Here is a 22,415-nt window from a genome sequence, read left to right on the forward strand (position 1 = left end):
GCGGATTTTTTAAGAATGTAAAACAGGGATGAAAAAAATACTTATCACCGGTATCAATGGATTTGTGGGGTCGAACTTCACTCACAATTGGAACGATCGTTTCTCGCTCTACGGACTGGATCTCGTTCAACCGCCCAAAGAGGGGGTGGAACGAATCTTCTCATGGGACGAGTTAGGAAAGATTCCTCCCGTGGATGCGATTGTCCACCTTGCGGGTAAAGCGCATGACACAAAGAACCAAAGCGAAGCGAAATCGTATTTCGATATTAACACCGGACTCACACAACGCATCTTCGATTACTTCCTGCAATCGGATGCACGTGCATTTGTCTTTTTCAGTTCGGTAAAGGCCGCAGCGGACAGTGTGCCGGGGGATGTGCTGACGGAGGAGATCGTGCCGGATCCCAAAGGCCCATACGGCGAATCGAAAATCAAAGCGGAGGAATATCTGTTGAGTAAACAATCGGTTGCGGACAGTCTGCAAAGGAAAGTTTACATCGTACGCCCGTGCATGATTCACGGGCCGGGAAATAAGGGAAATCTCAATCTGCTTTATAATGTGGTGAAGAAAGGTATTCCCTGGCCGTTGGGCTCTTTCGATAACCGGCGGTCTTTTTGCTCGGTCGATAACATCTCGTACGTGGTGGAGCAATTGGTTGCCCGTGACGACGTTCCCGGCGGTATTTATCATGTGGGCGACGACGAACCGCTGTCAACAAATGAACTGATCAAACTTATTTGCGAAAGTATGGGCCGGAAAGCGCATATATGGCATCTCTCGAAAGGGTTGATGAACGGCATGGCGGGGATCGGCACTTCCTTGCGTCTGCCGCTAAACCGCGAACGCCTTCGCAAACTCACGGAGAACTATGTGGTGAGTAACGCCAAGATCAAGCGCGCTCTGGGCATCGACCACATGCCGATGTCGGCGAAAGACGGAATGCGAAAAACGCTCGACAGCTTTCAATAATGGATAATTAATGATACCTCATCGCTCGGAATCATAACTCATTTATAACTCATTTCTCATAATCATAGCTCATTTATAACTCATTTCTCTTATTCACAACTCATTTATAAGTCAATTTTCGTCACTTATTACTCATTATGATCTATTTATTGATTATTGCCTTGCTTCTTGTTGCGGAGTTGCTTTACTTCCGCATAGCGGACAAATATAACATCATCGACAAGCCTAACCAACGCAGTTCGCATACGCAAATCACATTGCGAGGCGGTGGAATCATCTACTGGATCGTGGCGCTCTTTTACGCCGCCATTCATTTTTCAGCGTTCTCGGCCTGGTTTTTCGCAGGCATGACACTTATTTCTCTCGTTAGCTTTTGGGACGATATCAAAGGTTTGGGACAAAAAGTCCGACTGTTATTTCATCTCTTGGCTATGACCTGCGCCTTTCAAGCGGCGGAGGTGTTCGGCGCATATCCCTGGTGGGCGGTTATCATCGGATATATCGTCTTTATCGGTATTGTCAATGCGTATAACTTTATGGATGGCATTAATGGCATCACAGGACTTTACAGTATTGCGGTGCTGGTGTCGTTGGGATGGGTAAACGAGTATGTGCAGGCGTTTACACCGACCGACTTCATCGTGTATCCCCTATTGGCGTCGCTGGTGTTCCTGTTCTTCAATTTCCGCAAACGTGCCAAATGTTTCGCGGGCGATGTCGGCAGCGTGGGCATCGCCTTTTGGGTGGTCACTTTACTTCTCCTATTGATTATCCGGACACAAGACCTTATTTGGCTGGGCTTCCTGATGGTGTACGGGGTGGATGCGGGTTGTACCATTTTACATCGCTTGTATCTGAAGCAAAACATCATGGAGGCGCACCGATTGCATTTTTATCAGATTATGGCGAATGAACGCAAGATGCCGCACCGGTTGGTATCGGTCATCTATTTTGTGGCGCAGCTCGTTTGTTCGGCATTATTAATCGCCCTTTATCCGGTGATGGGGTGGTGGATATTTATCATCCTTGCACTTATCCTGATGGGCTTCTATACGCTGAAATTCGGAATGATGAAAAAAGTCAGTCAATAATCAATTATATTCTCGTATGGTGATCAATGAAGAGCTCTTGAATGAGGTGACGGGTGGGGCGAAAGCGTCGCCGCGGTTACGAATGAATCATAATTTTCACGATAGGCTGGATGCTCCTGCCCAACGTCTGCTTACACTACTCCCCAGTTGTAGGACAGGTATTATCACTTTATTAAGTGCGTTAAGATAAATATCTTCATACAAATTTATACTTATTATTTGGTTTATAATACTTTTCTTTCATTTTATTCGCTGTTTTTTCTTTAGCTCATGGAGCGAAGGCGTAGCCGAAGCGGAATGAGCTAAAAAAAGGCTCTCCCTATCAGGCCGTTTTCAGCCGTCCCGTTCCACATTGGAAGACTTCTATCGGCGGTCGGTAGCCAAGGCTCTGATGGAGCCTGTCGTGATTATAGAACCGGAAGTACCCGTTCAATCCCTTCCACAAACTGTTTCCATCGTCATACGCATGCAAATAGATGTGTTCGTACTTCACACTGCGCCATAAACGTTCAATAAAGATATTATCGATGGCACGACCTCTACCGTCCATACTGATGCGAATCTCATGCCTTTTCAGGCAATCGGTGTAAATATCCGAAGTGAACTGACTGCCTTGGTCAGAATTGATTATTTCCGGTGTTCCATGTACCGAGATAGCCTCTTCGATACAATCCACACACCATTCCGCGCTCATCGTGTTACTCAGGCTCCAGCCCACCACATAACGTGAGTAAACATCGATAATGGCAAACAAATACATAAACCCTTTCGACATGGGAATATAGGTGATGTCAATGGCCCAAACCTGATTCGGCCTGTCAATCTTCAGCCCTTTCAACAAATAGGGGTATTTGTGCCCATCCTTTCCCGGGATAGTGGTCCTTGTGCCCGGATAAAGGGTCTGCCAACCCACCATGCGCATTAACCGTCTGAGCCGTTTACGGTTGATTCTATACCCTAACAGGGTGAGTAAGGGTAGAAGTCGCTCAACACCATAAAATGGAGTGGAAAGATATTGTTCGTCCAACCAACGCATAATCCCCAAATTCTCCTCACTTTCAGGAGAAGGGGTGTAGTACAACCCGCTACGGTGAATCGAAAGCAGCTTGCATTGACGCACTATACTCATCTCCGGAGATTGACGTTCGACCAATTCGCGGCGTACTTCCGGAGGCATCATCGCAGCTTTTTTTTTAACCAGTCATTGTCAACCTTCAATTCCCCTATCTGACGATAAAGTTCTGCTATCAGACGGTCTTTTTCTGATAATTCATCATGCCCGACACTCTTTTCAAAGACCTTGCTTCCTTCTTCCTTGAAAGAACGTTTCCACTGGCTTACCTGATTGGGATGCAAATCATATTTTTTACACAAACTTTCAATGGTTTCTCGTTCTTGCAATGCTTCCAACGCTACTTTGGCTTTAAATTCAGCACTGAATTTTCTCCGACTTCCTTTATTCATAATTCTTTGTCTTTTACGCACAAAGATACTACTTAACTTCTTGTCCTAATTTTGGGGAGTATTATAGCTGAATGCGTTGGAGCCGGGAACGGTGTTACCTGTTCACCGGCATCCGCACACGGCGGAAACGTACCTGGTATTGCGGGGCGCCATCCGCGTGATGTTCTATAACGATAGCAAAGAGCAGACTTTCGAGTGCATACTCGATCCCTTACAGCACGAATATGGTATCCATATTCCCGCCGGACAGTGGCATACATTGGAGGTGTTGGAAAGCGGCACGGTGATCTTCGAAGTGAAGGACGGCCCTTACACGCCTCTTGCTCCTGCCGATCTGCTTGAGTGAATAGGACAAGTTACAGGACAAGTAACGGACAACTTACAAGACAACCTACTGTAAATGTCAGTCTTTAAATCCCCAAAAACTTAAATGCGGGGGCGGGCTTGAAGGAGCCGCTGGCTTCGCCGTTATACGTTTGGTAATTGCCTAAGTCGAGTTTCATCGCATGCCCGTTTTCACTCAAATCGAAATCGCTGAGCTTTACCCAAAAGGTGTTAGGTGTTAGCGCGGTCTCGAAGTAATATACCCGGTTTTTCTGATCGGACACCGAACGCCATCGGGTGGACGAAATGTTGGGCTCTGTCTCGGACGAGATGCCGAAAGGTACGGAGCAATTGCGGATCACGCTAAACACACTCGCAACGGATGTGCGGATGTCGTTGCTCTGTGGGATGGCATGGATGTAATACGATGCACGCACAAAACGGTCGGCGGCGCGATTCGTACCGGGAAGCATGACCGTGCCCGGGATGCCTTTCCAGTATTCATTCAATGCCAGTTGTTGTTCAAACACGGGTGAATTAGTCATCACCACATACGAGGGATCATGGTGAATGACTAGCTTTCCGTCGATATATTCGAAGATGGCGTTATCTCCTTGTGCGTCGGACAACGAAAGGTGCAGCGTGGTGAATTTTTCCGTGCCGGGAACATAATCGCTTACGACAACAAAAGGTTCGCCCTTCAATTGGTTGACGGCTTCCTCTACTGTGGCGAAGTTATCCAATACATACTGCGCCCACAACGAGATGGATATTCCTTGCTTCGTTCCCTGCGGGTCGAAAGTGGGGTATTCCGACTCGACCAGCCACAAGATGTTTGCCACTAATCCTTTTTCGTTCATGCCGTCGGCGGTGGCGATATCCCATGCGCTGGCGATGATGCTTCCATATTTCGAGGTCCATTTCGTTGAGAGCGGGCCGACCTCCCCACTACGTTCCATGCCTCGGGGAAAAACCCATAAATTGGCATCGATTTCACTCTTCCAATCCATCGAACGCGCGGTGATCACCGTATTTTCCGGTCCCTTGTATACGACTCGTGTACATGCGCGGGACAAGGGAGAATGGGCAATACATAGTAAAAATACAAAGGAGAAGAACGCAATCGTTTTATTCATATTGAGTGGTTTTGTGATGTGTGATGTAAATCCATTATTTATATCTCTTTAAACAACTTACGGCTGTCAGGCGATTTCTTCGGCTCGGAATCCCGTACGCTTGACTGTTTTTATAATGTCTTCGGCCGACAAGTCTTCGGTTTCCACCGTCAGGATCTTATCCGGATTGGAAATATCTACATTCCATGAGTGAATGCCCTCTTTCTTATCGAGAGCCGGAGTTACTTTTGCCAGGCAATTGCTACAATTGATCGTTGTTTTGAATCGTATTGTTTTCATATTCTTGTTATTAATTTACTAATCTCTAATCTCCATTCTCCAACCTCTATTCTCTCTTCCCCCTTAGCCGCAGACTGTTCGTTACCACGCTGACGGAACTCAGAGCCATGGCCGCCCCCGCAATCATCGGGTTGAGGAGGAATCCGCTCACGGGATAAAGGACTCCTGCGGCGATGGGGATTCCTATTAAGTTATAAATAAACGCCCAGAAAAGATTTTGGCGGATGGTTCTTACCGTAGCTTGCGACAACGTGATAGCCCTCGGTATTTTGAGCAAATCGGATGAGATAATGGTCATCTTCGCCACATCCATCGCAATATCACTGCCCTTGCCCATGGCAATACTGACATCGGCTTGCGCCAATGCCCCGCTGTCGTTGATGCCGTCGCCCACCATCGCTACTTTTTTGCCTTCTTGCTGTAGCTGTTTTACCAAAGCGGCTTTTTCTTCCGGCAGTACATTCCCTTTAAAGTGGGTGACACCGAGTTCGGCCGCCAATGCGGTCGCTACTTTTTCGTTGTCGCCGGTATAAATCGCTACTTCCACCCCCATTTTTTTTAGTTGGCTGATAGCCTCTTTCGAGGTGGGTTTCATTTTATCGGTGATTCCGATGACGCAAAGAGCCGTTTTTTCATCGGCACAGAGCGTGACGGTATGGGCGGCATCCAGTTCGTCAGCCAGTTGATTCTCAAGCTCGAGCGGGATGTCGATATCTTTTGAAGCGATAAAAGCTTCGTTGCCGATATAATATTTTTTACCGAGATACGTCCCTTCGATCCCTTTTCCGCTGACCTGTTCCACCTCAATACCTTCCAGTAGGGTGGCGACCGGCGAAAGAGCGGTCGTTATCGCTTCCGCCAACGGGTGCTCCGAGCGGTACTCGATGCCGTAGAGAATGTCGCGATGCAAAGGGAGGGCGTCCGATGACCATAGAATGCCGGTTACTTCGGGTTTACCTTCGGTAATAGTGCCGGTTTTGTCCAACACCACGACATCGATTTGTTTGGCCGCTTCGAGACTTTCCGCGTCCTTAATGAGAATGCCTTCTTCGGCTCCCTTGCCGATACCGACCATGATGGCGGTGGGGGTGGCTAAACCGAGTGCGCAAGGGCAGGCGATAACCAACACGGTGACCATCGCTAGTAGTCCGTATACAAAACCGTTTGCCCCGCCGAAGAGGAGCCAAGCGATAAAGCTGATAATAGCGATGGCGATGACAATCGGTACGAAAATGCCGGCGATTTTATCTACGAGCCGTTGTACGGGAGCTTTACTTCCCTGAGCCTCTTCCACCGTGCGGATAATATGCGCCAAAAGGGTGTCTTTGCCCACTTTTTGAGCCCGGAAGCGGAGGCTGCCTTTTTGATTAATGGTGCCGGCAAATACTTTCTCGCCTGCTTTTTTCTCTACCGGAATCGGTTCGCCGCTGATCATGCTTTCGTTTACAAAAGAGGTGCCGTCGGTCACTTCGCCGTCTACGGCAATGCGTTCGCCGGGTTTTACGAGGATGATATCGTCGATTTGGACATCGGCAATCGCTATTTCCGAAGGCAAGCCGTTTCTGAATACCGTTACAGTCGACGGTTGCAGTCCCATAAGCTTCTTAATGGCGCCCGAGGTGTTGCCCTTGGCCCGTGCTTCGAGGAGTTTGCCCAATAAAATAAAGGTGATAATGACACCTGCCGCTTCAAAATAGACATGAGCCTCCAGTCCTCGGCTCTCCCAAAACTGGGGATAGAGCATATTGAAAACGCTGAATAAATAAGAGATACCCGTGCTGAGCGCTACCAGCGTGTCCATATTGGCCGATCGGTGGCGGGCTTGTTTCCAAGCGCCGACGAAAAACCGTCGTCCGAAAATAAAAAGAATAGGGGTCGCCAACACCCACATGATCAGGTTGGCGTAAGGAGCATGCATAAAAGCCATTCCGATGATGACCAAAGGAATGGATAATGCGACGGAGAATAGCGTTTGGCGACGGAGTTTTTGATATTCTTTTTCTCGGATATGTTCAAGATTTTCGGCCGAGGCTTCCTTTTCCTCCACCAGCATATCGTATCCGATTTCTTCCAACGCGGATTTCATTTCTTGCGGAGAGGTGATTTCAGGCAGATATTCCACAGTCCCCTTACCGTTGGCATAGTTGACGGATGCAGACAATACGCCCGGCACCATTTGCAGGATGTTTTGCGTGCTCGAGGCGCAAGCGGCGCAGGTCATCTTTAATACCGGGAAAGATTGCCGTTGCGCGGATATTTCCGCTCCGGAACGGCGGAGAACCGAAATGGCCGATTGGATGATTTCCGAGGTGTCGTCGGCTTGTTTCTTTTCGATGAAAAGAGTCACGGAACGGTCTGTGAGTTGGACGTCCGCCACACCTTTGATCGCACGGATGTCGCCGGCGGCTTGTTCCGGTTCATCGGCAGGACGGATCAGCCGGATGTCGATATGGGAATAATCGTAAGTCATAAATGCTTTTCAAAAGAACAAAAATGAAGCGATTAAGTTCAATTGCACGACATCGGACGGGGACATTTCCTTTCGGGGAAGCGAGAGGCTATTGCGCCGGACAGAGCTTGTCGATGAACAAGATTCCTTGCAGGTGATCATACTCGTGTTGGAAGATAACCGCTGTGAAATCCTCTTTCCGGCTATATCCTTCCAATCGTTCGCGATGGTGTTGGCCTTTTTCGTCCCAATATTCGACTTCAACCCAGGGAAAGCGCAGGGAGTTTCCTCCGGTATCGGGAATGGACAGGCAGCCGTCGCGTTCGAAACATATTTTGTTTACGGGGTGATCGATAATGCGCGGATTGATGGCTACGCACACGTCTTTCTCCGGATGATCGATGCGGGTGAACAGGAATACGTTTTTAAGAATACCTGCCTGAGGTGCGGCAATACCTACTCCGCCGGCTACTTCCATCGTCGTTTTTAGCCGTTCGATGAGGAGTTGCAGGCTGGCATTGTGTGCTATGGAGTCGGTGTCGATATCGTTCGATTGCATACGAAGCATCAACGAATCGACGGGGTCGGTCGTTTGCAAAACGCGGAAAGGCGTTTGGGCATCACCGTTATGAATAATCTCTAATTCTCTTTCTGTAAACGGCGTCATAAAATGGATCGCTAAAAGGAGTGAAAATGCAATACTATGTATCATAAATAGTTTATCTTGAGTCTGTTTATCGAACGCCTCGCTCTAAGCTCATGGGTAATACGTGGATTTTATTGTTTTTTGAGATCGAAACCGAGTTGCAATCCGTCATACATATCGGTAAATGTGGTGATGGCCTTTAATTTGCTGTCATTCGTCATTGAACTGGCTATTTTGAGCAATTTCAGTAAATTGTCTGCATCGAACAGTAATTGTAAGTTATTACCGGACTTCTTGACGGTTCCGTGGATTTTAGCCATGCCTTTATAGGTGAGTGTGATCTGTTTGGTCGCCTCTTCGACGGTATATTTTCCGTTCAGCGGCATTTTTCCCAAATTCGCGTTATAGGTGTTGCCGTTGGAAAAAGCGAATTTACAAGTCCCTACTCCGATCCCGATCTTGGAAAGATAGTTGTCGAACTGGTTTTCCACCTGTTCGGCGGCAACGGCTCCTCCCATATTCTTTAAAATATTGTTACTTTCGAAATGACACGCCGATCCCTGATAATTCCACTCTCCGGTTAAGTCTTGGGGTTGTACTTTCGACGTTTGCGTTACTTTATTCAAAACGCTGTTTATAATGGATTTGCCCGAAGATTGGGCATGAGTGAGAAAAAGAGGCGATAATAATATGATTCCTAAAATAATGCTGATTCTTATATTTTTACTTTTCATTTTATTGCTTTTTTTTATTGAAAGAGTAAAAATAATGCTTTTTCCGGAGCGAAGCGCTTCTTTTAAGAAACATTGGCAATAGACGCGGGGAAATTATCTACACCGGAAAAGGAAAAAACAAGAGGTTATCCGTTTATCACGAATAACCTCCCGCAGAGTAAAAGATAAAATGTTTTTATAACTGCTTTATGCGGATGTTTTTGAACTTGACTTCGGAGCCATGTCCCAGAAACCCGATATGTCCTTTTTTGTTAAACAAGCCCGGATGTTGTTTCCCGTCGGGCGTCCCGTTTTTAGCGGCTTCACGAATATTTCCGTCGACGATGGTATTTCCGTTGAGAATAACCTTGATATGGTCACCGTCGGCAATTACTTCCTGGTAGTTCCACTCACCGGTGGGTTTCAAAAAACCTCTTTTAGCCGGAATTACCCCGTACACCGATCCGTGGTACTGGTAAACTTGCAGGTCTTTGTATACCGGCGCTTCGTTATCGAGGATTTGTAACTCCATGCCTACGTAAGCGGCATCGCCTTCGGTTGGGGTACGTATCCCCAATCCGTTATTGGCCCCGGGCGTAAGCATAAATTCAAAACGCAGTGCAAAATTATCGAATTCGTCTTTCGAGTAAAGATTGCCGCCGAAGCTTTTGCTCGGATGCATTACGATAATTCCGTCTTCCATCACGTAATCTTTGGTGTTCCCGATCCACTCATGCATGTTTGTTCCGTCGAACAACATCCGGAAGCCTTCCTTTTCTTCCTCTTTCGAGAGCGTGAACGGTTGCGGGCGGTCTAACTCGCGAAGGTAAATATCGCGATAGGCCACTTTGCTTCCATGCGCTTGTAATTCGATTTGTTCCATCGGGAAAATCGACTGATTTCGATCCCAGTAGTTCTCCAGAATGACATTATCGGTCACTAACTCGCCATTGAGCCATACCGATACCCGGTCGCCTACCATACGGATGCGGAAGGTGTTCCATTCGCCAACTTTCAGATCGGCGACTTTCAGCGGCTTGCTCGGATGGGTCTGATTGTTGTATAATCCTCCCGAACCGACTTGTGCTCCGACGTTTACACGGGCCGTATCCCATATCTGTACCTGAGGAGTACCGCGCAGATAAATACCTGCATCGGGTTCCGCTCCCGGATAGAGTTTCCAATCTATCACCATGTCAAAGTCGCCGTATTGCTTTGCGGTACAAAGGTTATCGAATCCTTTGCCGTCGAAAACAATCAGTCCGTCTTCCACTTTCCAGTCGGCAGCCATCTGTTTGTCGGCTTTCACCTGGGCATTGGTCAATTCGCGCGTACTCATTTGCGCCCTTTTCAGAGGATTCTCCACTAATCCTTTCCAACCCTCGAGGTTGCGGCCGTTGAACAGGGAGAAGTATCCCCCTTCCTGCGGATGCTCGGAAAGGTATTTTTGGATGGATTGGCGTTGGTAATCGGCATCAGGATTGCTAAGAGTCTTGCCGGCTTTGTTCAAAAGGTCAGTGGTTATCTTTCCCGAGAAGGAAGGATTGTTAATCGCCAAATTCATGACGGCTTGTGCCGCCGATTCGCTCAACGCAGGACGGTCCATAAACGGTGCAGCGAACAGCATCGCTTGATACATGCCCGTATTCGGTAACAACCGGAGAATCGCGTTTTTTTGCGTATCGTTTGTTGCGAACTGCATCGCTTCGCGCAGGAAGAGGTATTTTACGGCGCCGGTTTTATCGGAAGAAGCGACCTTTTGCACAATGGCCTGCACCACGGCGCCGGTTTCCTCGGCGTCTTTACCCGTGCGGGCAATGTCGAGTAGGGGATACACCACATCAAACGAGGGCCATTGTTGCAAAGCTTGCAGTGCCGCTTGTTTGGTTGCGCCGGTTTCGTTTTTTTGCGCCTCGATGAGTTGTTGTAGCGCTTGTTGCGAACGGCTGTTAGCCAAAGCGCTATAGTAAAGATGCTTGTTTGGCGAGGAATTCATCTTTTCCGTGACGAGTTGCCACTGCTGCTGTGCGGGAAGATACGATAACGCTGCATTGAGGGCCTGCTGAATATCCGGGGTATAAGCTGCATCCGATTGCTCGAGTAGCAGGAAGAGGTCATTCAGGTTTCGATCGGTCACGACGTGTTGCAATGTCCGTGCCGCCTCGGCCTTAACCGTTGGGTTGTCTTTGAATAATTGGTTGTATACCAAATTGTATTGGCTTTCCATCTTCCGTCCGGCTATTAATTGCAATGCTGCGATCTGTCCGGCCGTCGAACTCTTGTCGAACATCGAAGCCAGCGTATAGGAGATGTCTCCTGTATGTTCTGATAACACTTGCTTGGCTAAGCCGATGGTTTGTTCCTCATCGCTTGTCAGTAACCCGCCTAAAGCGGTAAGCGCTTCGGGAGTACCGATATTTGCCAGCGAACGGACTGCCGCCTTCTGTACCATCTTATCGGAAGCATACAGATGAGCCGTTATGGCCGGAAGGGCATTCGTTACGGCATGTTGTCCCAACCAATAGAGGATGGCGGTTTGTTTTCCGGATGAAGGCTGTGAGTTGAGCTCTTTTACAATGAGTTCTCCTGCTTTTGTATCTTTTTCGTAAGGATAGGCATTCAATACGGTTGTGAGGTAAGCAATGTCGCCATCCTTCAAGGCCGCTTTGAGAATTGCGTTCTTGTCACCGGCCGGCAAAGAAAGAAGGATGCGTGTAGCTGTCGTTTTCAAATCTTGACGGTTTACTTTTTCAGCATTTTTAAGGAGTTGCGATGCTTCTTTCTGTGCGGTTTTGGGATCTGTCGAAGCCAACCGGGCGATCAGCGTCACGTAGGCTCCTGTCGCATCATCTTTGGTATAAGCGTATCCGGCTTCTTGCGCCGCCGTACGGAGCGCTTTTACCGATTGTTTGGTCCCGGTATTGGCTAAAGCGGTGTATAGAACCTTCCGGTCATTGTTGTCTTGAGAATTTTGTGCGAGCAGGGTTAATAGTGCGGGCTCGGCCGGAGAATATCCGGTTTCGCCAAGGGCATTGACAAGATGGCGTTTTATTTCGGGAGACGAGGCAGTCGTCAAAGCTGTCAATAAAGCTTGAGCAGCCTTGCCGGATCGGATTGAAACCAACGCTTGAGCAGCGGGATCCGAAAGACGTTCATCATTTAGAAAGCCTGTTAAGGAGGAGATCGTATTGTCGTTCCCGATCTTACCCAGTTGGCGGAGGATAAAAGCCTTGATTTCCGCATCGAAAGGTTGTTGTAGGGCTTTTTCGTAAGCTCCGGCGGCAACTGTCCGTTTGGCGGGGTCGTTGGCTACGAAATGGGTCCAACCGCTGATGGCATATTCCGCTGCAGCGTTGTTATCCTTTCCCGGAGGGTTGAGGTGTCCGATAAGCGACAATAATCCTTCCTCGCCGGTAGAAGTCAAGTCCGTTAGTAATGAATTATATTGTTTTTGATTTTCTGCCGGGAATTGTGCCAGGGCATCGGCTATAATCGTAGCTTGCGTCCTGTTCTGCGGCGTTTGTGCCTGCAAACTCATCGCTATAAACAAGCATGAGATAAATAGGATATGTTGTTTCATTGTTTTGATAATTAATTGAATTAGATAGTCCAGGGGGCACGCATAGGTTGATCGATAAACCGGTTGGCTTCGTCATCGTTGATAAACCGTTCACTGATGGGATCGTATTGCAACGTGCGGTTCAATTGCAGGGCGACCACTCCCATGTTGACAATCGTGGCAGAGCGGTGTCCGTTGATTTCGTTAAGGGCGAATTTCTGTCGGTTATGCACGCATTCGATAAAATCGGTATTTTGTGCGGCCGGTTCGGGATATTCGGCCAGTTTCTTTTGCCAGTCCGGGATATCGCATACGAAGTTTTTGTAAACATTTCCCTTCGGGCCGGCAATGTAAGGCGTGTCAGGCTTGCCGTAATCCCCGCCCCAGAGAATGATTTGGCATCCGTCGTCGTAAGTGTACGTGATGGAACGCCATGTTCCTACCGCATCGGGGTGTTGTTGCGGAGCATCCACTTCTACTTTTACGGGGGCCGTGTGGTCTTTGCCGAGCATATATTGTACGGGATCGATATAGTGCTGTCCCATATCGCCCAATCCGCCTCCGTCGTAATCCCAATATCCGCGGAACGTTTGATGTACGCGGTGGGCGTTATAGGGTTTATAAGGGGCCGGGCCGAGCCAGAGATCGTAGTCGAGTTCTTCAGGTATGGGTTGTGGAGCCAGATGCTCTTTTCCAACCCAAAAGAATTTCCAGTCGAAGCCGGTGTGTTTGCTGATGGTCACTTTCAGGGGCCATCCCAACAGGCCGCTGTCGATGAGTTTTTTGAGCGGTTTCACAGGCGTTCCTAATCCGTAGAACGGATCTTTGAAGCGGAACCATGTGTTGAGACGAAAAATGTTACCGTGCTGGGCGACCGCTTCTTTCACGCGTTTTCCTTCGCCAATGGTGCGGGTCATGGGCTTCTCACAAAAAATATCTTTTCCGGACTTGGCGGCTTCTACCGCCATAATGCCATGCCAATGGGGTGGGGTGGCGATATGCACGATGTCTACATTTTTATCGAGGATCAGATCGCGGAAGTCGTGGTAGAGATTAATTTTGTCCTTTACCAAAGCGGCTCCTTGGGCGAGGTGTTTTTTATCGACGTCGCACATGGCTACAACACGTGTTTTGTCATATGGAACATGTCCGCGTCCCATTCCACCGACACCGATAATTCCTTTTGTGAGCTGGTCACTGGGAGCTATAAAGCCTTTTCCCAATACATTCCGGGGGACGATGGTGAGTAATGAAAGTCCTCCCACCGTACGTAAAAATTGTCTTCTGGTTGTCATGTAATATGAATTGAATTTAGATTGTATATATGAATAAGCAAAAATATAAAAAATAAGCCGGATATATAGTATTATTTTATTATTTCATGATGAAAAGATAAAAGAGTATGCTATTCTATTGTGAAGTATCCCTTGAAGCTGTGCCTTTTCAACCCCTTCATCCTGTTTTTTACATTCAGGATACCCTGCTCTCGGGTCATTCAAGGCAAAATGCCTGATATCCATATTTTCCAATGAATAATGCGGTATGCCTCATGCAATACAGGAGTAATTGCTCTATCAATAAAGTGATTATCCATACTTTAAGCAGATGTTATGTAATTCTGAAGTGCAACTGCAAAATAACATAAACCCCGTCAGTTTGTCAAATAATTTACATCTGATTTCAAAAAACACTTTTTACTTTATTGCTTACTGAAACATTTCCTGTTTTTCGATTATGTTATTTACTGAGCCCATACACGATACTATAAGGAACATTGTGGAGAGCTGAAAGGTCATGCGAGCATTCTCACATAAAGGACAATCAGTTGTTGTGGCGCTCATGATTCTGCGTAGTATGCGTTTACCTCGATTTCTCCGCACCGTTCTTACCCATCAGGACAATGCGCTCTTTAGGATTTATGACGAAAAAGATGTTCGAAAATATTGCCACTCCACTGAACTCTACGGCCAATCCGTCAACTGATACCATATCCTGTTTTATTTTTCCGGCTGCAAAGATACGTTTTGAAATCCGGTTGAAGGTATCCAGTAATATCCATTTTGTAAGGATAAGTCTATTTAGTAGCTGTCTCCGATCCGTTCAGTCTGACTTTTGCTATCATTTCCACCCGCCGCAGGTTGAGCAAATAGGTGCTTCATCCGCTGTATTCTCGATGTTAAAACCCCTAAGATAAACAGTTGTACCCGAAAAGGCTTTTGCTTCCGGGCTTAGTCACGGAATATCCTTCCATGCCTTAACCCGTCTATTTCAACAGGTGATTGCACTATTCCCCCATCCTGCAGGTCGTGAAACATTTCTTATTGTAGAAAAAATAGCAGTAACTGCTAATCAGTACTTACAAATACGCAATGATCCGATCCATTTGCGAGGCGATTTTCGTCAGATGATGTCGGTCTCCTCCGTCCACTTCGGCCGTCAGCCAGCCGCCGGTATGGTGTATATCGCTGACTGCTTTCATTACCGCCGGCCAGTTGTTGTCACCTTCGAGCAGCTCCACTTTAAACCCTTCCCACAATCCTTTGGAGTTCATCTTCTCGCGACTGAACTCCTTGATGTGCATCTTCATGATGCGGTGGTTGAGGGTGCGTATCCAATGCTCCGGCCAGCCGTAGCGCAGGATGTTACCGATGTCGAAATACCATCCCACCAATGGGTGATTGATCTCATCCACAAACTGTTTTGCTTCCAGCGGACTTAACAGGAAATTATTCCAGACGTTTTCCAGCGCAATTTGCATGCCGGCTTTTTCGGCGTAAGGTATCAACTCCCTGATGGATTGTTGCGAAGTGATGTATGCCTGCTCGTACGACACTTTGTCGTTCACCACTCCCGGCACGACCAGTACCGTGTCGCCACCTAACTCTTTCACCTCTTGTAGCGATTTGACGATTGATTCGATGCACTTTTTGCGCACCGTTGGGTCGGGGTCGGAGAGGGGCACGCTCCAGTGGTCTTTGTTTACCACGCTCGGGAGCTCTATCTTCGAAGCCGCCTTTGCTTTTAGGATATCCGATATGGCGAATTCGGTGGGGCTGTTCAGCTCCACTCCGTCGAACCCTAAATCCTTTATCAGCTTAAACTTATCAGTAAGCGACAGCTCTTCTTTTATCATGCCGAAACCGAGACTCTTTTTCAATGTCACTTTGGTGTGGATTCCGGCACCCGACGCGGTTGGGTTTGATGCCGCTCCCGATGCACCGGATGTTCCCTTAATCTCTGTAACCTCAGACTTTTCTTGTATTCCCGCTGCCGAAGCAAATGGCGTGACGGCGGCGGCACCCGCCACCATCGCTGCCGATTTGATGAATTCTCTTTTATTCATTTTGGATTATTTAAAGGGTGTTATGCCCGGAACGGCAATATCGATGTCGTACTTGGTATCCCACGAGATATGTTCGGGGAACAGCACCTCTTCCGAAGTAAGTGCTTGGTCTAAGGTGATTGTCTGACCGGTGTATCCGGCCATTCGTCCGGCTAGTGCTACCAAATTGGAGCGGGTCATCCATTCCCCGTCGTTCAGAGGTTTTCCAGCCCTGATGGAGGCGAACAGTTCGTCATGTTCCTGTTGGTACATGCTTCTCGACTGCGATTTCTTGTAGGCGTTTTCGTCGGTGAACTTAGTCTCGTCGTCATATTTCCACGGGTTTTTGCCGGTAATCACGTGAGCACCTGTACGGCAGTCCACCAGGCATCTCCCTTCGCTTCCCACCAGCTCCACGGCATACGAAGGTGCCGTGTCGTTTTGCTGGCGGCAAGAGAAGTAAGCTTTCACGCCGTCGGCATATTCATACGTCAGGGCGAAATGGTCGTACACGTTGCCGAATTTCTTGTCTGTTCTCTTCTGGCGCCCTCCGCTGCCGGTAACACGCAGAGGGGTAGTGTCTCCCATTGCCCACTGCAGCATGTCGATGCTGTGGATGGCCTGCTCGATAATATGCTCGCCCGACAGCCAGTTGTAATAGATCCAGTTGCGCAACTTGTATTCCATGTCCGACCAGCCGCTTTGGCGTTCCTTGTACCACAACTCGCCGGTATTGTAGGTGGTTTCTGCTGTGAGGATGTTTCCGATCTGGCCGTTCAGCACTTTGCCGAAAGTCTCCCTTTTCGGGAAATGATAGCGCCAGCAGAAGCCCGACACCAGCGAGAGCTTCTTCTCTTTCGCCTTTTGAGCGGCAGCCATTACCCTGCGCAGTCCGGGCGCATCCACGGCAAACGGCTTTTCGCAAAAAATATGTTTACCCGCATTTACCGCAGCTTCCAGATGAGCGGGACGGAAGGCGGTGGGAGTGGCAAGCAGCACCACATCCACATCCGAAGCAATTAGTTTTTGATAAGCGTCGAGCCCCACAAATTTGTTCTTGCCGGATACCTGCACTTTCTGCGGAAATTTTCCTTTGAGGTTCTGGTAAGACGCTTCTAAGCTGTCAGCAAACGTATCGGCCATTGCCGAGAGGACGACGTCAGGGTCGGCGTTTAACGCTTCTGCGGCTGCTGCGGTACCTCTGCCTCCACAACCTATAAGTCCTATTTTCAGTGTGTTGCTTCCTCTTTTTGGCGACGCGTTTGCAGCCCAAGCCATGTTGGGCACAATAACAGAACCGACGGTGGCCAGCCCTGCCGTTTTAATGAATTCTCTTCGTGAATAGGTCATAATGTTTTCTGTTATTATTAGTTTTATGTTTGAAAATGCAAACATAGTGACAAATATTTGTTTTTCGAAAAACTTCGAAATTTAAATTAGTAACTCGGATTTTGTTTTAACTTAGGTGCTTTGTTAATTTCAGTTCTTGATATGGGAAGCCAATAATTCTTATTTTCCCATTTTCTGGTGTCTGCTAATGCTGTAGTATTATAGATATACATTGATACGCCGTCGTTGAAGTGATAGATATACAAGGGATGAAACTTTTTTATTACGTCATTGCAAATCATCCATTTTCTGATGCAATACCATCTGTCACCTTCGGCGAACATTTCAATCAGTCTTTCGTGCCTATACCATTTTCTCGCTTGATCTTGATTCACGTTGAGGGGTCTGTCGGGTAATCCTGCACGGTTTCTGATTTTATTGATTGTCTTGAGCCCCTCTTCTATTTCATCAAGTTCAATACATGCTTCGGCATAATCCAGAAGTACCTCTGCAAATCTTATCTCAATCCAAGCGTTTTCATTATTGTCAATTTCTCCATTGAGAGTTATATCCAGCATTTTTCTTAGGTAATAACCGGTTTTGGTACCATTCCATGCTTGGTTGGCCGCTTGCCTTGAGTCGTTTCCTCCGGTGCTTACCGATTCGAGTTTGGCTATCGCTTGCATTTTTTCAGCCACGCTTTGGCCTCCCATTAAACTGGTGCCCGGCGCATTTACTTTGGATGCGATTTGAACTTTGTTGTCGGTGGATGCTCTTTCCCTCCAAGGAGCACCGTCATAGAGAACGTTTGCATAAAAACGAGGTTCTCTTCCGTCAAAGGGATTCAGATCAGGATTGGTTTTGAGTTCTTCTTGTTTGAATTCCCGAATGTTAGCTTCTCCCGGTTTGTATTTATCCCATTTGAATGGTGAGCCGTCTTTCATTTCAAATTGACGTATGATATCTTCTGTAGGTTCGTTATTACCCCAGCAATTATATCCGTTTGGTCCCCAGTAAAGATTATTGCTCACTTGGTTGCCCTGTCTGTTCACATATTGGATGCCGAAGATCACCTCATCGTTCCACGCCCCTTTTTGAAGAAAAATATTGCTGTAATTATCTACATAAGCTGCAAACTCTTCTTCACTCATATTTACGGGTGGGGGCGTAGTCGAGCCTGATAGAGCGTATGTGCCGTATTTTCCGTCGATAATATCTTTGGCGGCATTTTTTGCAGCTGTCAGTCTCTGTTTTCTATTATCATCTTGAAAAGAGACCAAATCATTTTTTGCTTCGTATCCACCGTTCATCAGTTCACCGGTTACGAAACTCAATAATCTGGATTTCAGTGCGGATGCTGCACCTTTTGTTGCTCTCCCTTGTGCAATTTCGCTCTTGTCCGGCAGTCCGGCAATAGCTTTTTCCAAATCGGATAAAATAAAATCAACCGTTTGTTGAAGGGTTGCCCTCTCATGAGTCAAAAAATCATCTTTCAGATTAAATTTTTTATCGATCAGCACAACACCCCCATAAGAGCGCAAGAGATTGGTATAGTTAAAAGCCCGTATAAAATAGGCTTCGGCTTTAATTTGAGCAAGTCTTTTTTCATCGGCATTCGAATTAACAGGCACGCCGTCAATACCACCTAAAAGTGTGTTTACATTTTTAATGTTGGAATAATTGTAATTCCATAGAATCCATCCGTAACGATCATTACCGAAGTGACCCAAATAATCGGGCGTTAGTGTGCCTTTGGTAAATGTCACCTCACCGGCTCTGTGAATATTCAAGAGTTCGTCGGTTGACGATGAAAGCAGATCCTCACGCATTCCCAAAACATTTGTATGGTCTCCTCCCATCACATCATAACATTGATATAAAAATGCCTCGGAAAGGTTGATGTCTTCAAACATCGATTCCTCATTGAATGAATCAACAGGCTTTTGATCAAGCGCATTGTCGCACGAAATGAGAGCGAGGATAAGCATTATATTAATAATGCAAAAGTTGCTATTATGTTTCATATTTTATAATATTAAGCGTTATATATTAGAAATTGACTTTTAATCCCATTGAAATAGTTTTCATTGCAGGATAATACTGAGGATTCCCGACTTCAGGATCATAATTTCTCTGTTTAGAATATAATAGGAAGAGATTATAGCCCGAAACAAATATATTTACATTCGTAAGGCCTATATTAGTAATTATTGACTTGGGCAGATTATAGCTCAATACGGCATTTTTCAACCTGAAATATGCCATGTTATCATACCAATAGGTGTTTGGATTACTCAAATAGGACCAATATTGATCGGCTCGATGAAATGGACGAGCTTTATTTGTGTTGTTATTTTCAGGTGTCCAATAATCTTTCGTCATCCATTTATATACATTCATTCCGATCCCTCTGTTTCCTTCGATCGGACTTTTGTAATAACTTCCCTGTCCTTGTCCTTGAAGCGATAAAGACCAGTTTTTGTAGGTAAGATCAATCATCAGCCCGTAGAAAATTCTGGGGGCATCCGTTTTGTCGAGTAGTATCCTATCATCTGCATTGATAACTTTATCACCACTTACATCTTCAAAAATTACGTCTCCGGGTTTGGCGCCACTCCAATGAGGATAACTATCTACATGTGCTTGGTCTTTGAAAATGCCGATTGCTTTGTAAACCAGATGAGAGCCATAAGGCAATCCTGTAGCTCTTTGCCACGGAACGGCTACTTCGGGTTCATCCATAAAGACTACTGTGTTTTTATTCCAACTGAAATTTCCGGTAATATCCAATCCTAAATCGGGTGTTATTTTTTTGTGAAATCCTGCATCGATTTCAAACCCTCTGTTGTCTACGATAGCTATATTTTCCAAAGGAAGTGCCAAACCTGTATATGAAGGGATTGAAGCATTGCGTGCAGCCAGAATATCAGAACGTTTGTTGTAGAAAAATTCAGTATTCAAGTGGAACATTTGATTAAGAATCTGAGAATCAAAGCCCACATTGAATGTAGTTTGTTTTTCCCACGTGATGTTCGGGTTGGCAATAACAGATTGGTAAATTTTGGTTACTACATCTTTGTTTTCACCAAAAGTCATGCCCGTTCCAAGACTGTACTTATTGATGTACTGAAATGGATCTCCGGGGTCCATACCCATTTGTCCATAAGAAGTTCGGAACTTAAAATAGTCTATCACAGAAAGATGATCTTTCCAGAAATTTTCTTCAGACGCGCGCCAAGCGAACAAGAGGGCAGGGAAATTACCCCATCTGCTGTTGGGGGGAAATTTTAACGAGCCGTCGCGACGGAAAATAAACTCAAAGAGATATTTTTCCCTAAAGTTATAATTCAGGCGTCCGATCCATGATTGCCGTGCGTAAATACCCATCCACCCTGAATTTGATTTATCTTTTTCGCCCCCTGCATCAAGTGTTTGAACAAGGTCGGAGATAAAATATTTCCTATAAGCATCGAAATTGTGTGTTTCTGTTTTTATCTCCTCAAAAGCTCCGAAAACAGAAAAGGCATGATCTCCAAAATCTTTTTCATAACTTGCACTTATATTGTACATTTTCTTTATGTGTCTGAAATTGGCTTCCGTAAGCTCGGGATTATCCAAGCCTCTTTTTCTCGGTATCAGTTCCATTTTCGTAACATAACCCTCCGAGTTACGTTCTGCGTTGTCCCAATCGGCATAATATAGTGTCCAAGGTTTTTTGAATAGCTTTCTGTTCTGATTGTTTATGTCCAGAGTATAGAAGGCATTCAGAGAGAAGCCTTTGATTTGTTCAGGCTTAACGGTCCCACGGAAAGTTACTTCGTTTTTATAATTGTCCTGTTGATCATAACCTGCCTCAAAACTTGTGTTTACAACAGGATTTACCCCGCCTTCAAAGTCGGGACCAGGTTCTCCCGTCGGCCAAAAAGAGGGTTGGGTAGGTATAACCATAGAAGCCCAACCAACCAATTGATAGGTAGGAGTTGTGGGATATTTTCTGTTGGTCATAAACCCGCCATAAGAGACTGAAGTTTCTAACCAATCGGTGATAGGGATATCCAGTTTGAGCCTCAGGTTATATTGTTTGTAATGGGTCGATTCCTGTGCATACATTGCCTGATCGTTTCTGTAGCCGAGCGAGGCGTAGTATCTCATTTTATTGTGTGAACCGCTCAATGACAAATGGTGGTTGCTTTCGTTTGTCCATTTTCTTACAAGATCAGACATCCAATCTGTTTGCGGGTGTTCCCAAGGGTCAATGCCGCTCTTATATAATTCGATGTCTTTATCTGAATATAGACGGGCAAGACCTTCATAGTCCTGATAATCGCTGATATACTGAGAATACTCAGCAGAGTTTGCGGCTTTCGGAAGAATAGTCGGCGTTTTGAATCCCTGGTAAAATGTGTAACTCATCCAATTACCCTCCGATCCGCTTTTGGTTGTTACCAACACCACACCATTGGCTGCTTGGGAACCGTAAATTGCCGCCGAGGCGTCTTTCAGAAGAGATATACTTTCAATATCGTTAGGGTCGATTTCATATAGGCTCCTGTCGGGGATACCGTCTATCACTATCAGCGGGCCTGTATTATCGCCTAATGTTGTCCTACCTCTAACCATTATCTTCGCTTCGTTACGACCCGGTTCGCCCGAAGGTTGCATCACGATTGCTCCCGGCAAACGCCCTGAGATTGCATTGGTGACATCCCCTGAGTGAACGGCTTGAATTTCCTCCCCCGATATGGCTGATACGGCTCCAACAAGATTCTCTTTTCTTTGTGTTCCGTATCCAACAGCGATTACTTCAGCTAAAGTTTCAATATCTTCTTCCAAAACAATCTCTATGTTGGCCTGGCCATTAATACGGATAATTTGTGTTTTCATCCCTATATAGGAGATTTCCAATACGGCATCGGAAGATACGCTAGATAAAGTGAAATTGCCTTCGGAATCGGTAACAGTACCTGCTGCTGTTCCCTGTATCTTTACGGATACTCCAATTAAAGGTTCTCTTTTTACATCCGTAACCGTCCCTTTCACGGTAACGGTCTGTGCAAGCAAACATACGGAAAATGCCCATAGTAAGAGGAACATCATTCCTTTCGCTAAATTTAAAATCACTTCTTTCATTCT

At 46.4% G+C, this 22,415-nt stretch carries 16 protein-coding genes and 1 pseudogene; 3 read left to right on the plus strand and 14 right to left on the minus strand.

All coding sequences use genetic code 11. The features are described from left to right. Positions 1 to 28 precede the first annotated feature (28 nt). Together ABNK31_RS02030 and ABNK31_RS02035 are read left to right on the plus strand one after the other, a co-directional pair. A complete protein-coding gene (locus ABNK31_RS02030) occupies positions 29 to 970 on the plus strand; it encodes an NAD-dependent epimerase/dehydratase family protein (protein WP_418894089.1) in 942 nt (313 codons plus the stop codon). Between the two features lie 137 nt (positions 971 to 1,107). After that, positions 1,108 to 2,061: an MraY family glycosyltransferase gene (locus ABNK31_RS02035; RefSeq protein ID WP_418894090.1), complete on the plus strand. Its 954-nt coding sequence runs from the start codon at positions 1,108 to 1,110 to the stop codon at positions 2,059 to 2,061. 322 nt (positions 2,062 to 2,383) lie between these two features. Here the strand turns inward: ABNK31_RS02035 and ABNK31_RS02040 are convergent, their stop codons facing one another. Together ABNK31_RS02040 and ABNK31_RS02045 are read right to left on the minus strand one after the other, a co-directional pair. Beyond that, a complete protein-coding gene (locus ABNK31_RS02040) occupies positions 2,384 to 3,241 on the minus strand; it encodes an IS3 family transposase (RefSeq protein WP_418892547.1) in 858 nt (285 codons plus the stop codon). Next, positions 3,238 to 3,525: a transposase gene (locus ABNK31_RS02045; RefSeq protein WP_418892548.1), complete on the minus strand. Its 288-nt coding sequence runs from the start codon at positions 3,523 to 3,525 to the stop codon at positions 3,238 to 3,240. The genes ABNK31_RS02040 and ABNK31_RS02045 overlap by 4 nt, the downstream gene beginning before the upstream one ends. Positions 3,526 to 3,592: 67 nt before the next feature. Between ABNK31_RS02045 and ABNK31_RS02050 the strand changes: the two are divergent. Beyond that, positions 3,593 to 3,871, plus strand: a pseudogene (locus ABNK31_RS02050) (WbuC family cupin fold metalloprotein); the annotation flags it as partial. Between the two features lie 64 nt (positions 3,872 to 3,935). On the opposite strand, the gene ABNK31_RS02055 reads toward ABNK31_RS02050, so the two are convergent. The 12 genes from ABNK31_RS02055 to ABNK31_RS02110 form a co-directional block, all read right to left on the minus strand. Continuing rightward, complete coding sequence (locus tag ABNK31_RS02055; RefSeq protein ID WP_418894091.1) at positions 3,936 to 4,985, minus strand: linear amide C-N hydrolase; 1,050 nt, start codon at positions 4,983 to 4,985, stop codon at positions 3,936 to 3,938. Between the two features lie 66 nt (positions 4,986 to 5,051). Continuing rightward, entirely contained in the window at positions 5,052 to 5,264 is a 213-nt protein-coding gene (locus ABNK31_RS02060) for a heavy-metal-associated domain-containing protein (RefSeq protein WP_418894092.1), read from the minus strand. Between the two features lie 46 nt (positions 5,265 to 5,310). Continuing rightward, entirely contained in the window at positions 5,311 to 7,485 is a 2,175-nt protein-coding gene (locus ABNK31_RS02065) for a heavy metal translocating P-type ATPase (RefSeq protein WP_418895347.1), read from the minus strand. Between the two features lie 337 nt (positions 7,486 to 7,822). Then, a complete protein-coding gene (gene def, locus ABNK31_RS02070) occupies positions 7,823 to 8,425 on the minus strand; it encodes a peptide deformylase (RefSeq protein WP_418894093.1) in 603 nt (200 codons plus the stop codon). 65 nt (positions 8,426 to 8,490) lie between these two features. Next, the gene (locus ABNK31_RS02075) at positions 8,491 to 9,093 is read right to left on the minus strand and encodes a DUF4923 family protein (RefSeq protein WP_418894094.1); all 603 of its coding nucleotides are present in this window, start codon (positions 9,091 to 9,093) and stop codon (positions 8,491 to 8,493) included. 175 nt (positions 9,094 to 9,268) lie between these two features. Next, the gene (locus tag ABNK31_RS02080; RefSeq protein ID WP_418894095.1) at positions 9,269 to 12,652 is read right to left on the minus strand and encodes a DUF1080 domain-containing protein; all 3,384 of its coding nucleotides are present in this window, start codon (positions 12,650 to 12,652) and stop codon (positions 9,269 to 9,271) included. 20 nt (positions 12,653 to 12,672) lie between these two features. Next, on the minus strand, positions 12,673 to 13,926 hold the full coding sequence (locus ABNK31_RS02085; protein ID WP_418894096.1) for a Gfo/Idh/MocA family oxidoreductase: 1,254 nt from the start codon (positions 13,924 to 13,926) through the stop codon (positions 12,673 to 12,675). A gap of 565 nt (positions 13,927 to 14,491) precedes the next feature. Beyond that, positions 14,492 to 14,620: a hypothetical protein gene (locus ABNK31_RS02090; protein ID WP_418895459.1), complete on the minus strand. Its 129-nt coding sequence runs from the start codon at positions 14,618 to 14,620 to the stop codon at positions 14,492 to 14,494. A 367-nt stretch (positions 14,621 to 14,987) separates the two neighbouring features. Continuing rightward, the gene (locus ABNK31_RS02095) at positions 14,988 to 15,974 is read right to left on the minus strand and encodes a sugar phosphate isomerase/epimerase family protein (RefSeq protein ID WP_286850269.1); all 987 of its coding nucleotides are present in this window, start codon (positions 15,972 to 15,974) and stop codon (positions 14,988 to 14,990) included. Between the two features lie 6 nt (positions 15,975 to 15,980). Continuing rightward, positions 15,981 to 17,303, minus strand: a complete 1,323-nt coding sequence (locus ABNK31_RS02100; protein ID WP_418894097.1) for a Gfo/Idh/MocA family protein — start codon at positions 17,301 to 17,303, stop codon at positions 15,981 to 15,983. 86 nt (positions 17,304 to 17,389) lie between these two features. Beyond that, positions 17,390 to 19,195 carry a RagB/SusD family nutrient uptake outer membrane protein gene (locus tag ABNK31_RS02105; protein WP_418894098.1) on the minus strand — a complete coding sequence of 602 codons (1,806 nt, stop codon included), beginning with the start codon at positions 19,193 to 19,195 and terminating at the stop codon, positions 17,390 to 17,392. 136 nt (positions 19,196 to 19,331) lie between these two features. Further along, positions 19,332 to 22,412 (minus strand): SusC/RagA family TonB-linked outer membrane protein, encoded by a 3,081-nt coding sequence (locus ABNK31_RS02110; RefSeq protein WP_321579715.1) that lies wholly within the window; start codon positions 22,410 to 22,412, stop codon positions 19,332 to 19,334. Between the last annotated feature and the right edge of the window lie 3 nt (positions 22,413 to 22,415).

Source organism: Limibacterium fermenti (assembly GCF_041902845.1).
Taxonomy (GTDB): domain Bacteria; phylum Bacteroidota; class Bacteroidia; order Bacteroidales; family Dysgonomonadaceae; genus Limibacterium; species Limibacterium fermenti.

Coding starts and splice junctions, on each gene's coding strand:
- ABNK31_RS02030 (WP_418894089.1), top strand. CDS start 29: ATGAAAAAAATACTTATCACCGGTATCAATGGATTTGTGGGGTCGAAC.
- ABNK31_RS02035 (WP_418894090.1), top strand. CDS start 1,108: ATGATCTATTTATTGATTATTGCCTTGCTTCTTGTTGCGGAGTTGCTT.
- ABNK31_RS02040 (WP_418892547.1), bottom strand. CDS start 3,241: ATGATGCCTCCGGAAGTACGCCGCGAATTGGTCGAACGTCAATCTCCG.
- ABNK31_RS02045 (WP_418892548.1), bottom strand. CDS start 3,525: ATGAATAAAGGAAGTCGGAGAAAATTCAGTGCTGAATTTAAAGCCAAA.
- ABNK31_RS02055 (WP_418894091.1), bottom strand. CDS start 4,985: ATGAATAAAACGATTGCGTTCTTCTCCTTTGTATTTTTACTATGTATT.
- ABNK31_RS02060 (WP_418894092.1), bottom strand. CDS start 5,264: ATGAAAACAATACGATTCAAAACAACGATCAATTGTAGCAATTGCCTG.
- ABNK31_RS02065 (WP_418895347.1), bottom strand. CDS start 7,485: ATGACCTGCGCCGCTTGCGCCTCGAGCACGCAAAACATCCTGCAAATG.
- def (WP_418894093.1), bottom strand. CDS start 8,425: ATGATACATAGTATTGCATTTTCACTCCTTTTAGCGATCCATTTTATG.
- ABNK31_RS02075 (WP_418894094.1), bottom strand. CDS start 9,093: ATGAAAAGTAAAAATATAAGAATCAGCATTATTTTAGGAATCATATTA.
- ABNK31_RS02080 (WP_418894095.1), bottom strand. CDS start 12,652: ATGAAACAACATATCCTATTTATCTCATGCTTGTTTATAGCGATGAGT.
- ABNK31_RS02085 (WP_418894096.1), bottom strand. CDS start 13,926: ATGACAACCAGAAGACAATTTTTACGTACGGTGGGAGGACTTTCATTA.
- ABNK31_RS02090 (WP_418895459.1), bottom strand. CDS start 14,620: ATGGTATCAGTTGACGGATTGGCCGTAGAGTTCAGTGGAGTGGCAATA.
- ABNK31_RS02095 (WP_286850269.1), bottom strand. CDS start 15,974: ATGAATAAAAGAGAATTCATCAAATCGGCAGCGATGGTGGCGGGTGCC.
- ABNK31_RS02100 (WP_418894097.1), bottom strand. CDS start 17,303: ATGACCTATTCACGAAGAGAATTCATTAAAACGGCAGGGCTGGCCACC.
- ABNK31_RS02105 (WP_418894098.1), bottom strand. CDS start 19,195: ATGTTTGAAGACATCAACCTTTCCGAGGCATTTTTATATCAATGTTAT.
- ABNK31_RS02110 (WP_321579715.1), bottom strand. CDS start 22,412: ATGAAAGAAGTGATTTTAAATTTAGCGAAAGGAATGATGTTCCTCTTA.